The 13,880-nt window shown below is 41.0% G+C and carries 13 protein-coding genes, 2 tRNA genes and 1 pseudogene; 10 read left to right on the top strand and 6 right to left on the bottom strand.

Annotation, left to right across the window (positions count from 1 at the left end; translation table 11 throughout):
- Window positions 1-99: 99 nt before the first annotated feature.
- From BQ2683_RS00735 to BQ2683_RS00745, 3 genes are all read left to right on the top strand, one after another.
- Entirely contained in the window at window positions 100-1,587 is a 1,488-nt protein-coding gene (locus tag BQ2683_RS00735) for a HAMP domain-containing sensor histidine kinase (RefSeq protein ID WP_069986833.1), read from the top strand.
- 191 nt (window positions 1,588-1,778) lie between these two features.
- Window positions 1,779-3,206 (top strand): S1C family serine protease, encoded by a 1,428-nt coding sequence (locus BQ2683_RS00740; protein ID WP_069986834.1) that lies wholly within the window; start codon window positions 1,779-1,781, stop codon window positions 3,204-3,206.
- 18 nt (window positions 3,207-3,224) lie between these two features.
- Window positions 3,225-4,073, top strand: coding sequence for a cobyric acid synthase (locus BQ2683_RS00745; protein ID WP_069986835.1), 849 nt, complete (start codon window positions 3,225-3,227; stop codon window positions 4,071-4,073).
- A 44-nt stretch (window positions 4,074-4,117) separates the two neighbouring features.
- Here the strand turns inward: BQ2683_RS00745 and BQ2683_RS00750 are convergent, their stop codons facing one another.
- From BQ2683_RS00750 to BQ2683_RS00765, 4 genes are all read right to left on the bottom strand, one after another.
- Window positions 4,118-4,726: an ABC-2 transporter permease gene (locus BQ2683_RS00750; protein WP_069986836.1), complete on the bottom strand. Its 609-nt coding sequence runs from the start codon at window positions 4,724-4,726 to the stop codon at window positions 4,118-4,120.
- The gene (locus tag BQ2683_RS00755) at window positions 4,726-5,571 is read right to left on the bottom strand and encodes an ABC transporter ATP-binding protein (RefSeq protein WP_069986837.1); all 846 of its coding nucleotides are present in this window, start codon (window positions 5,569-5,571) and stop codon (window positions 4,726-4,728) included. Before BQ2683_RS00755 ends, BQ2683_RS00750 begins: the two co-directional genes overlap by 1 nt.
- Before the next feature lie 2 nt (window positions 5,572-5,573).
- Window positions 5,574-5,948 (bottom strand): GntR family transcriptional regulator, encoded by a 375-nt coding sequence (locus BQ2683_RS00760; protein WP_069986838.1) that lies wholly within the window; start codon window positions 5,946-5,948, stop codon window positions 5,574-5,576.
- Window positions 5,949-6,205: 257 nt separating this feature from the next.
- Window positions 6,206-7,228 carry an NAD-dependent epimerase/dehydratase family protein gene (locus tag BQ2683_RS00765; protein ID WP_069986839.1) on the bottom strand — a complete coding sequence of 341 codons (1,023 nt, stop codon included), beginning with the start codon at window positions 7,226-7,228 and terminating at the stop codon, window positions 6,206-6,208.
- Window positions 7,229-7,382: 154 nt separating this feature from the next.
- On the opposite strand from BQ2683_RS00765, the gene BQ2683_RS00770 reads away from it, so the two are divergent.
- Window positions 7,383-7,970, top strand: a complete 588-nt coding sequence (locus BQ2683_RS00770) for a TetR/AcrR family transcriptional regulator (RefSeq protein WP_069986840.1) — start codon at window positions 7,383-7,385, stop codon at window positions 7,968-7,970.
- A gap of 538 nt (window positions 7,971-8,508) precedes the next feature.
- Here BQ2683_RS00770 and BQ2683_RS00775 read toward each other — a convergent pair.
- Together BQ2683_RS00775 and BQ2683_RS00780 are read right to left on the bottom strand one after the other, a co-directional pair.
- Window positions 8,509-8,583 (bottom strand) — tRNA-Glu (locus BQ2683_RS00775).
- A 4-nt stretch (window positions 8,584-8,587) separates the two neighbouring features.
- Window positions 8,588-8,664, bottom strand: a tRNA-Met gene (locus BQ2683_RS00780).
- A 973-nt stretch (window positions 8,665-9,637) separates the two neighbouring features.
- Here BQ2683_RS00780 and BQ2683_RS00785 point away from each other — a divergent pair.
- The 6 genes and pseudogenes from BQ2683_RS00785 to BQ2683_RS12760 form a co-directional block, all read left to right on the top strand.
- On the top strand, window positions 9,638-10,621 hold the full coding sequence (locus tag BQ2683_RS00785) for a DUF6017 domain-containing protein (RefSeq protein ID WP_069986841.1): 984 nt from the start codon (window positions 9,638-9,640) through the stop codon (window positions 10,619-10,621).
- Between the two features lie 23 nt (window positions 10,622-10,644).
- Window positions 10,645-10,863, top strand: a complete 219-nt coding sequence (locus BQ2683_RS00790) for a DUF5348 domain-containing protein (protein ID WP_005422968.1) — start codon at window positions 10,645-10,647, stop codon at window positions 10,861-10,863.
- A gap of 94 nt (window positions 10,864-10,957) precedes the next feature.
- Window positions 10,958-11,434 (top strand): PcfB family protein, encoded by a 477-nt coding sequence (locus BQ2683_RS00795; protein ID WP_069986842.1) that lies wholly within the window; start codon window positions 10,958-10,960, stop codon window positions 11,432-11,434.
- The gene (locus BQ2683_RS00800) at window positions 11,431-13,212 is read left to right on the top strand and encodes a VirD4-like conjugal transfer protein, CD1115 family (protein WP_069986843.1); all 1,782 of its coding nucleotides are present in this window, start codon (window positions 11,431-11,433) and stop codon (window positions 13,210-13,212) included. Before BQ2683_RS00795 ends, BQ2683_RS00800 begins: the two co-directional genes overlap by 4 nt.
- A complete protein-coding gene (locus BQ2683_RS00805; RefSeq protein WP_069986844.1) occupies window positions 13,209-13,421 on the top strand; it encodes a condensin complex subunit 2 in 213 nt (70 codons plus the stop codon). The genes BQ2683_RS00800 and BQ2683_RS00805 overlap by 4 nt, the downstream gene beginning before the upstream one ends.
- A gap of 209 nt (window positions 13,422-13,630) precedes the next feature.
- Window positions 13,631-13,759, top strand: a pseudogene (locus tag BQ2683_RS12760) (Maff2 family mobile element protein); the annotation flags it as partial.
- Window positions 13,760-13,880: the final 121 nt, after the last annotated feature.

Consider the following 13,880-nt stretch of genomic DNA (forward strand, 5'->3'; position numbering starts at 1 on the left):
AGGATAGCTGCATAACTGGCGGAAGAAGAGTATTCCGGAGGATGGTTTACAGCGATCCTGTTTTTCCTGTTTTGTTTAAGGGGTTAAAGGAGGAATACAATGAAAAAAAGCCTCTTTGCCAAATATTTTACGGTATGTATTTCGATTATTATTGTCAGCATTATCTTTTTAGGAGGGATGATGCTGATTTACGCCTCCCAGTACTTTCAGGAGGAGCAGTACAATACCTTAAAAGTAAACCTACAAAGAGCTACCATGGCAGTAGAACAAAATTACATAAGCGCGGTGGAAGATGACAACGACCAAACCCACTACACGATTGATGTTGCTTCTTCTTTAAGCATTTACAACATGCTGGCAGGTATTATTGACGCTGACTTTTTTATGACGGATACTTCCGGTAAAACGATTATGTGTACCGAGGATACCCTCTGTCAGCATACTTCCCCTTATACAGTACCGTCCGAAATTCGGGGTATGATTGACCAAAAGGGGATTTATAAGGAAACAGGGACGTTTCAAGGACTGTATAGCAGTAATCACTATACAGTGGGGATTCCAGTACAAAATGATGATGTTACCATTGGCTATTTGTTTGCGTCTTCTTCTTCCTCCAATTTGCAGGTTTTTTTGAAAGAAATCTTTAACATGTTTATCCTTTCTTCTGGCGTGGTTTTATTTTTGGCGTTTGTCATTATCTTTTTAGTTACTTCCCAACTGGTAAAACCATTAAAGGATATGTCCTATGCGGCCCAGCAATACGGAAAAGGAGACTTTTCTCCAAGAATATCCATCGAACGGGATGATGAGATTGGCCAGTTGGCCCAAACCCTTAATACGATGGCATACGACCTCTCCTTGATTGAAAACTCCAGGAGAAGCTTTACCGCGAATGTTTCCCATGAGTTAAAGACTCCAATGACTTCGATTGGCGGCTTTATTGATGGAATTTTGGATGGGACAATCCCAGAAAGTCAGCATAAAAAATATTTGCGTATAGTTTCGGATGAGGTAGCGCGTTTATCCAGGCTGGTTCGTTCTATGTTGAACCTATCTAAAATTGAAGCAGGGGAAATGAAGCTGGAGTGCAAACCGTTTAACGCATTAAATGTAATTGCACAAACGTTATTCAATTTCGAGAATGCTATTAACGAAAAGAATCTGGAAATTCGTGGACTAGATGTGGATGATATTTGGGTAGAAGCGGATGAGGATTTGATCCATCAGGTAATTTATAACTTGATGGATAATGCGATTAAGTTTGTCAACCAAAATGGATATATTGAGTTTGGATTCCGCAATATTGCTTCCCGTACTGAAATTACCATCCGGAACAGTGGGGAAGGCTTAGCGCCAGATGAGATGAATAAGGTGTTTGACCGCTTTTATAAAACGGATAAATCCCGCGGTTTAGATAAAAATGGGGTAGGTCTTGGTCTCAACATTGTAAAGACCATTATCAACCTACATGATGGCGATATTGTGGTTCGTAGCAAAAAAGGGGAGTATACCGAGTTTAGTATTACATTAAAAACAGGGAAACCCCCGGTAAAGCCAAGAAGAAGCCCTGATAAGGAACAACAATAATTTTTGGATGAAAAAAATGGGGGCATCATAACAAGTAGGATGAATTTTAACACCCTGTTGATAATCATGATTTGTTTTTTTGATATAATACTTATAATATACGTAGTGTAGCTTCTAATAGTATTTTGGTTTTCTAGTTAGATTGATAAATTTTATATTAAAATATACAATTGGTAATAGGAGGTGGTAAGATGGAACGGCATAATCCAGAACAGCCAGAAAAAACAACAGAAGTTTTACAGGATGCTGTAGAAGATGGCATTGTAAACGAGCAGTTGACTTTAATTGACCAGATTGAATCGAACCAGGACGATGTTTACGAATGGAATTTTTCTGATTATGAAAAAATAGCGGCTGAAAGGGCTGTACCTACTAAAAAAAGTAGAGGTCTTGTGCTACTAGCTTTTATACTTGGTTTTGCTCTGGTTGCGGTTATCATGATGTTTACAATCTATGTTGTATATGAACAAAAACAACCTTCCTCCATGGGTGTTACTCAATCAAAGCAGCAATTTCCCAGTTTGATTTTAAATGATTCTCCAGCGGAAACTTCAGATACGGGGGATGATGGACAGACGACAGCGGAAATTGCAACAAAGGTTACTCCTTCTGTGGTAGGGATTGTTACCTATAATAAGGATTTAAGCTATGAAGCTGCTGGCGAAGGGTCAGGAGTGATTATGAGTTCAGATGGCTATATTGTCACTAATGCCCATGTATTGTTGGATAGTGAAGGATATCTTACACCTACTATTAAAGTGGTATTGAACAACAGCAGCGAATATGAAGCTGAAGTAATTGGCAGTGATATTAAGACGGATTTAGCGGTGATTAAAATTGACGCGGAAAATTTGACCTATGCAGAATTTGGAAATTCTGATCAGGTACAAGTGGGGGACCGTGTCATTGCGATTGGCAATCCAGGCGGGGTTACCTTTATGGGCTCTGTTACACAGGGAATTGTCAGCGGGTTAAATCGCACAGTAAAAACCAGTAATGGCACAGATATGACATTGATTCAAACGGATGCTGCCATCAATCCAGGGAATTCTGGAGGGGCTTTGGTGAACCGTTATGGTCAAGTTGTTGGAATTAACTCCGCTAAAATCAAAAAATCCAATTATGAAGGGATTGGTTTTTCCCTGCCGACAAATAGTGTAAAACCGATTGTAGATGAATTGATTAAATATGGTTATGTAAAAGACAGGGTAAAAATTGGATTTACTTACCGTGAAATAGATTCTGTTTTATCCAATGCCAATGGAATACCAGAGGGCTTGTATGTCGTTTCGGTTGATGACACCTTGGATGCTGCAACACAAGGACTAAGCGCGGGTGATATTGTCACCAAAATCAATGGGAAATCCATTGGCGATACCAGTGATTTGGCAGATGCCTTGGATGGAAAAAAACCAAATGATAGTATAAAATTAACAGTTTATCGGGAGTCTGGAAATTCCAAAGGGACTACTTTTGAGATTAAAGTAAAATTATATGAGGATCAAAGTACGATCCAAACTGCTCCTTCCGGTTCAGATTATTCCGATGATCGTTATTATAACGCAGATGTCGATGACGACGAGGGTGTTTTTTCGATAAAAAATACCCTTTCCGCTTAAATTTTACCATAGGAGTGGTTGGTAATCGCAAAAACAATTATGATACAGGGAACGGCTTCCGGTGTAGGGAAGTCTACGATTGTAGCTGGCTTATGCCGGCTGTTGGTACAAAAGGGATGTCGAGTCGCTCCATTTAAAGCGCTTAATACTTCGGATAATTCCTATGTGTTTCCCAACGGTCAGCAAATCGCCTGTTCTCAGGCGATCCAGGCACAGGCGTGTAAAATACAACCGTCTACAGACATGAATCCCATCATGATAAAACCTGTCCTAAATAAATATCCTGTGTTAATTGTGAATGGGGAACCGGCAGCATTTCAGGTGGATGTGAAAAAACAGAACCAAATGTTAAAACAAGTGGTATTGCAAGCGTTTCAACGATTGGAAAAGCAGTATGATTATATTTTGGTGGAAGGTGCTGGAAGCCCAGTTGAACTAAACCTGAAACAGAATGAATTTGTCAATATGGGTCTGGCAACCCAACTTCAAGCTCCAGTACTTTTGGTTTCCGATATTGACAGAGGTGGGGTTTTTGCCTCTTTATATGGTACAGTTGCTTTGTTAAATTCAGAGGAACGTAACCTGATAAAAGGGATTATTATCAATAAATTTCATGGGGATCCACAGTCTTTTTTCGATGGCACTCAAATCCTACAGAACCTTACCAAAATACCTGTTTTAGGGATTCTTCCTTCATTCGATCTCAAAATCGAGGATGAGGATATTGTGTTTGGCAACGAAGATATCAAAACAAAAGAGAGTTTCGCCTGTTATGGTGCCTCATATGTTTCGTTACTCGACCAGGAACTAGATCGTTTAGCGCAATTATTTGAAAAGCATTTGCAGATTAGCCAGTTTTTATTTTAAAAGAAAAGGTTGGAACAATTTGTTCCAACCTTTTTGTGCTATATTTATAGTTCTTTTTTGCGATAGATTGTAATAGAAACAAAGAGAGAAACTACATAAATAAAAATTGCGATGATAGGTGCAACCTTTAACAGAAGGGAAATCAAATGAAAATCAATTTGGAAACCAGGCTGTATTAGTAATGCGACAATAATAACGGGGATACCAATGACACCAATTAAAATAAATCTACCCTTTTCGGTGCCAAACTGAAACATCAATGGCAGTAAAATTGCCTGTATTATCGTTCCAATGCTAAAGAAGATGCAAAAGAACTGGAAGGTATCCGAAAAAGAGAATTTTTCTATAATATATGCAATTATAGTGGATAGGATGCAGGAACCTGCCATAAACAGAATCCCCAATAAATATTTACTGCCAACAATCTGCGTCCGTGTAACTGGCATGGTAACCGCAAATTGGTCCCATTTTGCCCGTTCATCATAGGCCAAAGCGGTTACCGGCATCATAACAGCCAACATCATTGCAATTCCAGCAAAAAACCCACTGTTTTTCATGGAAATTGCCAAAACTAAAAATAAAATTAAAAATAAGCCCAACATTTTTAACTGGGATTTTAAATTGTAGTAATCCTTTAACAATAAACCAGCCATTATTGTTCCCCCCTTATGGTAAATAGCATAATATCTTCAATGTTTGCAGGATCAGCCAAAAATCCACGTGGTATTTTGTTTGCCTTTACCAAGGCTTCTACCCCAAATTGGTTTTCTCTTTTTCCGCAAATGGCATTGGCATCAATCTGTTTTAATTCAGCTACCGAACATTTTACAATTCGGTATTGTTCTAATAAATCATCCTTTGATTCGCTGAATATCATCTTTCCATGATGGATAAAAGTGATATAATCGCATACTTTTTCCAAGTCCCCAATGATGTGGGAAGACATTAAAATGGAGTGGCTGTCATCCTGGATAAATTCCAGGAAAAGGTCAAGTAGTTCATCCCGAACCACAGGGTCAATCCCACTGGTAGCTTCATCCAAAATAAGGAGTTTGGTGTTGTGGGATAACGCCACGGCAATGGAAAGTTTCATCTTCATCCCTTTGGAATAGTCTTTTACTTGTTTTTTGAATGGAATCTGAAATTTTTGAACCATAGTAAGGAACTTTTTTTCTTCCCAGGTATGGTATACTTTTTTTAACACTTTGTTGATTTGGTTTGCGGAAAGTGTTTCAGGAAAAGAACTTTGATCCAACACAACGCCAATTTGTTCCTTTAAATGAGGGGGCACATTGGTAGAATCTTGCCCAAACAAACGGATTTTTCCGCTATCCTTTTTAATCAAATCCAAGATAAGCTTAATTGTAGTGCTTTTTCCAGCACCGTTTTCACCAATCAACCCCATAATACAACCAGTGGGAAGGGAAAAATCAATGTGGTTTAAGGAAAAATCTCCATAATGTTTACAAAGGCCCTTTAGTTCTAATGCGTATCCCATGTTTATTCTCCTTTATAAATCAGCGATAACATCTCCACAAGCTCGGATAAACTGATGTTACAACTTGCTGCAGCAGAAACAATTGCCTGCATGTGCTCTTCAATAGAACGAAGCTGCTGTTCCCGTAAAAATTCTTGGTTGATACCAGCAACAAAGCTTCCTTTTCCTGTCATAGAAACCAGAAAGCCTTCCCGTTCCAGCTCTTCGTAAGCCCGTTTTGTTGTTATTACGCTGATGCGTAATTCTTTTGCCAACAGCCGCATAGAAGGAAGGGCGTCCCCTTCTTTCAATTCCCCGGCAATAATCAAAGCCTTTATTTGGGAAACAATCTGTTCATAGATCGGCTGGCCGCTGGAGTTACTAATGATTAGTTTCATAGTTCACCATCCAATATATTGTATATATTTATTATATACAATATACCTGATATGTCAAGAAAAAAATAAATTTTTTATTCTATTATTTTTTGTATATAAGAAAAAATAGAATAACCCTCATTTTATATTATAAATGAAATATTGTTGATCTGTTTTATGACCACTATCTAGATAAAAAATAATCCCAAATAAAAAGGAATATAAATAATAATCCAATGTAAAAAGCCACAATCTTAACTGAGATTGTGGCTTTCAAATTAAGCGGTTACATGTTTTTTCTTTTTTAATTGGCCGTTTTGTTTCATCCAGGAAATTGTATCTGAGATTGTTTGAAATAAATCTCGAGGGCGATATCCCAGTTCACTAGTGGCTTTGTCATGGGAAAATTTATCGTTGCTTTTTAAAGTATACAAAGAATATTTTGTATAAAGCGGACGGCGTTTTTTCTGTTTTGCAAGCCACTCTATCAAAGGAACGAATAGCTTTGCCATCCATACTGGTAGAATAGGAAGATGTTTACCGCCATATATTTTCTGCACTATCTTGAGTACATCTTTAATTTCGTAGTGACGATTGGAAAGGATATAGCATTCACCAATTGTACCTTTTTGTTCTGCTAGGAGGCAACCTTGTGCAACATCCCTTACATCTACAAAATCGTATCCTCCATTTACACAGGCTGGTAGTTTTCCAAGAATATAGTCGTGTACTAACTGGACTAAATGGTTCCCAGAACTATCATAAGGTCCTAGGATGCCAGAAGGATGTACAATGACAGCAGGGAGACCTTCGGAAACAAAATCTAGAACAGCTTGGGTAGCCTCCGCTTTTGTTTTTGCATACCCACCAATCACATTATCCTTAGAGAAATGGGAAATTTCTTTTAATACTTGTAAGGTGCTATTTTCTGGGATTGCATGGACGGAGCTGACATAAACCATCTTTTTTAATTTGTATTGCAATGCCAATTCAGCAATATTTTTTGTTCCGTTTACATTCACATTATATAAAGTGGAGGAAACTTTTTCTGAAATATCAATGATACCTGCTGTATGAATCAGGATGGTTTGCTCTGGATTGATATCTTGAAATAGAGGAAGTAACGTTTCTTTTTTACAAACATCCCCATAAAAATAAGTGGTGTTGTGAAATTGGCTGGCTGGTGTCTCATTGGGCAAAATAAGTCCTCGGATCTGGCAGTTTTCCTTTTGTAATAAGCGGATAATGGTATTTCCTAAATGGCCATTCGCTCCTGTAATTAAATATAATTTTTGACCCATAATAATACACCTTTTCATTTAATTAACATGTGTTGATTTTCTTTCCTAATTGTATTATAATTTAAGTTAAGATGGAATTCAATCATCAGTTTTCCCAGATTTTGAAATAAAATTCAACATATTAACCATGGATTGTTGAGAGGTGAGGGTTGTTTTGAAAAAAGTAACAAATGATCACCGGATTAGGGTGACAAAATTATTAATAAGAAAAGCGTTTACTAATTTATTGAACCAAAAACCGATCCAAAGTATCTCTGTAAAAGAACTTTGTGAACTGGCAGGAATCAATCGTGGAACATTTTATAGCCATTATACCGATATTTATGATTTATGTGATCAGATTGAAGCGGATATGCTGCAAGATTTAAAAAATTCGATGGAACCAATGCTCCATAAAGATGCCATGGTAACTCCTGTACAGATTACTACCGAAATTTTCCGCTGTTTAAAGGAAAATTCAGATCTTTGTACGGTTACATTAGGGAAATACGGTGATAAAGAATTTATGATGAAATTGATGAATTTGGGCAGGGAACAGTGTTTGGAATCTTACTCCCACTATTTTAAAAATACATCCCCTAGAAAAATGGAATACTTTTATGCATTTGTTAGTTCCGGCTGTATTGGACTATTGCGGAAATGGCTGGCGGATGGGATGGTAAGCCCAATAGAAGAGATTGCAAAAATAGCAGAAAAGATTATGTTATCGGGAATTGGATTTTTACAGGAAACAGAAGATTGATAATATCAATAGAATAAAAATGAGAAAATGGCAGTATTCTGAATACTGCCATTTTCCTAAAAGGTAGATCAAATATAACAAAGATTCGAATTTATCAAAAATAGTTAATTAGGTTAACGCATAGGTATATATCGCCTTTGAAAAGTATCCTATCGTCCAATTATGAGAATTTTATTGGAAAAGTTTCCTGATACATCACATGGATTGCCACAGTTTCCTTCATTTTGTCTATTTTGATCTAATTTTTCAACTGCTATTTTGTTTTTGTTTATGCTAACGAGGAAAGCCTTTATCGAATGAACAAATGGGTTTGTGTCTAATACATCTGCATTAAAATAGGGCTAGCGATAATTCTTTTATCACTAACCCTATTATTCATTTCATTAGCTTTAAACTTCAGCATATTGTCACCATAACACTTGGATGGACAACTGTCAATCTGTTTTCATAAATTTATGCCTTTGTTCAATCAATATTGTAAACAACAATATATCCATATTCATAAGAAAAAAAGCTTGTTCCTATGAACAAGCTTTTTTGGTGACCCGTGCGAGAATCGAACTCGCGATACCGCCGTGAAAGGGCGGTGTCTTAACCTCTTGACCAACGGGCCATAATGGTAGCGATAAGTGGATTCGAACCACTGACACTGCGGGTATGAACCGCATGCTCTAGCCAACTGAGCTATATCGCCATATTGCTTTCGTGGTGCTGAGCACTTAATTATTATACACTAGTCATTTCAATTTGTCAAGCATTTTTTTAAAAAAATTGAAAAACTTTGTTTTCTAGTTTCACACCCGAACTTGCGGTAAACATATTATACTACAGCATAATTTGTTTGTCAACAATTTTTTTGATTTTATTGACGAATTTTTTTTATTGTGATAACATGGGTAAGGAATCTGTCATAATAGGTTGTTTCGATAGATGTTTTTTCTTGTTTTTATGATATCCAAAAAAACAGGAAAAATAGGTTTTCGTATAAAAATATAATGGCTTACCAATAAGTTCTATTTTATTAGGGCTGCTATAATACCTTGTTATGATAAGACTTAAACAGAATTGAAAGATAAGCCATCAGTAAAATAACGGGAACAATTTTATTCCACTGCACTGCGAAATGGTGCCTTGCGATAAAAATAGATAATGAATTCAAATAATAAAAAAGGGGTATTGTTATGAAACTTGGTATCGTAATAAATTAGCCTTTTTTCATAAATCCATGTACCTCCATAAAAGTCCGTAAAACCGCATGGTTGCAAGGTTTCTTAAAAAAGCAAAAGCATAAAGCTCCATGTAAAATCACATAATTTAATGCCATTTGGGCGTAGAAATGGGCGTAGATTGATAGTTCAAAATCGGAGTCCAATGCAATTTTTACTGATAAATAGTACGCTTATAAGTTTCTACGGATAAGACCATACGGCATAACAGAACAAACCGAAAATTTTATATTGCACCGCACAAGCGGCGTTTCCCACTTCCACACGGAAGAACAGGAACGCCGCTTTTTTCATGCCCTTTGTTACGCAGTAGGGGCAGAAAAAGCCTTGCTACAAGCGGCTTTGCGGAAGCAATTTTGACAGGGCAAGGGGTTTATACCTTTTCCCTCAAAATCGCCGTTCTACTGCGTAACAAATCCAAAGCAAAGGAGTGATGAAGCTATGGCAGTATTCCGCGTGGAGCGCAACACAGGCTACACCGTAATGAGCAACCACCACTTACGCAATAAGGAGCTTTCCTTAAAGGCAAAGGGGCTGTTATCTCAAATGTTGTCTTTGCCGGAGGATTGGGACTACACCCTTGCGGGGCTGTCCTATATCAACCGGGAAAGTATCGACGCTATCCGTACCGCCGTTTGGGAGCTTGAAAAAGCCGGATATATCACAAGGCGGCAGGGACGCGACGAGAAAGGCAAAATGACCGCTATCGAGTACACCATTTACGAACAGCCGCAGCCGCCGGAATTGGATTGCCCGGTATTGGAAAAACCAACAGCGGATAACCCGATATTGGAAAATCCGACAACGGATAATCCGACGTCGGAAAATCCAACGCAATTAAATAAAGATATATCAAGAACTAACTTACCAAAAAAAGAAAAATCAAATACGGATTTATCAATTACCCATTCCATTCCTATCCATTCCCTAAATCCCTTGCCTTATGACGGGGACGAAGCGGCAGAGCCGCCGGAACGGAAAAGAACGGAAAGGAACGACGCTTACCGAGTGTATGAGGAAATTATCAAAGACAATATCGCCTATGACATTCTCTTGCAGGACAGAAGCCTTGACCGCGACCGTCTGAATGAGATTGTTGACCTTATGCTTGAAACCGTCTGTACGGCACGAAAGAAAATCCGTATTGCCGGGGACGATTACCCCGCCGAGCTTGTGAAGTCAAAGTTTATGAAGCTGAACAGCGAACATATCCGCTTTGTGCTTGACTGTATGCAGGAGAATACAACAAAGATCCGCAACATCAAGCAGTACCTAAAGGCGGTGCTTTTCAATGCCCCGTCTACCATTGACAGCTACTATACTTCCCTTGTCGCTCACGATATGGCAAGCGGCGCACTTGCACCGAGGAAGCCGAAGTACGGCGACCCGGACTACTACACCTACAACGAGGGCGAAAGCCTGTAAACGAAAAAAGGAGGATTTACCACATGGCACAGAAAACAGGAGCTTTGATTTTTGACGAAACCGCTGACCGCTACGATATTCGCTTTGATATTGCCGACTATTACGGCGGCTTGCATTGCGGCGAGTGCATGGACGTATTCACAGGCGGCAAATGGAAGCCGACCCGGATTGAGTACGGGGACAACTGGTATCTTGTAGGTATCCGCGCCGAGGACTTGAACGGGCTGCGGGTACGGATTTAACGGGGCGGCGTGAAGAACGGACGCCCCTTTTTCACGCCCAAAAGCGGCGTGCCACCCTAACACTATCACTACCGGGAAAGGAGGACGGTAAACATTGCAGGACGAAATCAACGAAAAAGTGGTTGCGCTCTCTGTCAAGGGAGCAAAGCTGACCGCTGAAATGCTGCAAAAGGCAATCAAAGCCATGCTTGCACAGGCAAAAAAGCAGCAGGAAAAACAGCCCCACGGGAAGCAGACCCTAAAGCAGCTTGCGAAACAGAACGCGGGGCTATCCAACATTGAGATAACCGAGGGCAATATCAAAGCTTTTGAGCAGACGGCAAAAAAATACGGTATCGACTTTGCCCTAAAGAAAGACAGCACCGAAACGCCGCCCCGTTATCTCGTCTTTTTCAAGGGGCGGGACGCGGACGCTCTGACCGCAGCCTTTAAGGAGTTTTCCGCAAAGAAGCTGAACAAGGAGCAAAAGCCCTCTATCCGAAAGGCACTTGCCACATTCCGGGAAGCAGCAAAGCAGCTTAACGCGAACCGTCAAAAGACAAAACACAAGGACAGGGAGGTATCGCTATGAAGCCGAATATCAAGAAGCTGCTTATCCTAAACGCCCCCTATCTGCTCTTTGTGTATCTCTTTGATAAAGTCGGACAGGCGGTGCGGCTCTCGCCGGGGGCTGACCTCTCCGGCAAGCTGCTTTCCATTGGCAGTGGCTTTTCTGCCGCCTTTTCAAATGCCCTGCCGAGTTTTGCCCCTATGGATTTGCTTATCGGCATTGTCGGGGCTGTCGTTATCCGGCTTGCGGTCTATGTGAAAGGCAAGAACGCAAAGAAATACCGTAAGGGCATGGAGTACGGCTCTGCACGTTGGGGCAATGCCGAGGATATAAAGCCATATATCGACCCCATGTTTGAAAATAACGTGCTGCTGACGCAGACCGAAAGGCTGATGATGAGTAGCCGCCCGAAGCACCCGAAATATGCACGAAACAAAAACGTACTTGTAATCGGCGGCTCCGGCAGCGGCAAGACGAGGTTTTTTGTAAAGCCCAACTTAATGCAAATGCACAGCAGCTATGTTGTAACCGACCCAAAAGGAACGGTTTTAATCGAGTGCGGGAAGCTCTTGCAGCGGGGCGGGTACAAAATCAAGGTGCTAAACACCATCAATTTCAAGAAATCCATGCGGTACAATCCCTTTGCCTATCTGCGCAGCGAAAAGGATATTTTGAAACTGGTAAATACCATTATCGCCAACACCAAAGGCGACGGGGAAAAATCCGGCGAGGATTTTTGGGTGAAATCGGAACGGCTTTTTTACTGCGCCCTTATCGGCTACATCTGGTACGAAGCCCCGGAGAACGAGAAAAACTTTACGACGCTGCTTGAAATGATAAATGCGTCGGAAGCCCGCGAGGACGACCCGGAATTTCAATCCCCCGTTGACCTCATGTTTGAACGCTTGGAGGAAAAAGACCCGGAACATTTTGCGGTGCGCCAGTACAAGAAGTTTTTGCTGTCTGCCGGAAAAACAAGAAGCTCTATCCTCATTTCCTGCGGTGCGCGTCTTGCCCCCTTTGACATTCGGGAACTGCGCGAGCTGATGGAAACCGACGAAATGGAGCTTGACACCTTAGGCGACCGAAAGACCGCGCTTTTTGTTATTATCTCCGACACCGACGACACCTTTAACTTTGTTGTATCAATCCTTTACACACAGCTTTTCAATCTGCTTTGTGACAAGGCAGATGATGTGTACGGCGGGCGGCTACCTGTTCATGTGCGCTGTCTGCTTGACGAGTTTGCAAATATCGGGCAGATACCGAAGTTTGAAAAACTCATTGCCACGATAAGGAGCCGCGAAATCTCCGCGTCCATCATCTTGCAGAGCCAGTCGCAGCTAAAGGCTATCTACAAGGACAACGCCGATACCATTGTCGGCAACTGCGATACGACCCTGTTCTTGGGCGGCAAGGAGAAAACGACCCTTAAAGAAATGTCGGAAATCTTGGGGAAAGAAACGATTGACAGTTTTAACACTTCCGAAACGCGAGGACGGGAACTTTCCCACGGGCTGAACTATCAGAAGTTAGGCAAGCAGCTTATGAGCGAAGATGAAATTGCGGTCATGGACGGCGGGAAATGTATCTTGCAGCTACGCGGGGTGCGTCCGTTCTTCTCCGAAAAATACGATATTACCAAACACCCGAAGTACAAGTACCTTTCCGACTTTGACAAGAAAAATGCCTTTGACATGGAAAAGCACTTGCGCCGCCGTCCTGCAATCGTAAAGCCGGACGAGGTATTTGACTATTACGAAGTTGACGAAGCAGATTTGCAGGAGGATACAGAATGAATAAGCGTATCAGAAAGAAAAAGGCAAAACAGCAGCTAATCCGGGCTATCAGCGGGCTTGTGGAAGCAGCCGAGGAAATGCAGCGGGAACAGGAACGCAGGACAATACAGGCAGGTATTTCCTATATCAAGTATATCGAAGCTGTCCGGGAACGGCAGTACGGCATTATGCCTGTCTACACACCACTTTTTGAAAAGGAGGGAGCTTAAAGTAAAAACAATAAACACGGGCTACATGGTACGCGCCCCTACTCCTTGCGCGTATCGCGGCAGGAAGCCGCACCCTTACAACTGAATACCGCCGCGCCGCAGAAATTACGCAGCGCGGGGACTTATGACCGCGGCAGTTATCGAAAACTGACCGCCGTTTTTTATGCCCTTTTTCGGGCAGCCGCAAAGCGGCAGAAAGGAGTTTTATTATGGCATTTTTCAACAGCGCAGTAGGCGTTTTGCAGACACTTGTTATCGCTCTCGGAGCAGGTCTTGGCATTTGGGGCGTTATCAACCTCTTGGAGGGCTACGGAAACGACAATCCGGGCGCGAATGCTCATGTACGGTAGAGAAGCACAAAGCAAAACAAGGATAGCCAGCCCTGCCACTATTCCGAAGTCAGGGGAACGCAATAGAAAAATTCATAGCTGTATGCTATACTTAATTAGCATTTGAACA

Origin of the sequence: Massilioclostridium coli (assembly GCF_900095865.1) — a bacterium.
In the GTDB taxonomy this organism is placed as follows: Bacteria; Bacillota; Clostridia; order Oscillospirales; family Ruminococcaceae; genus Massilioclostridium; species Massilioclostridium facile.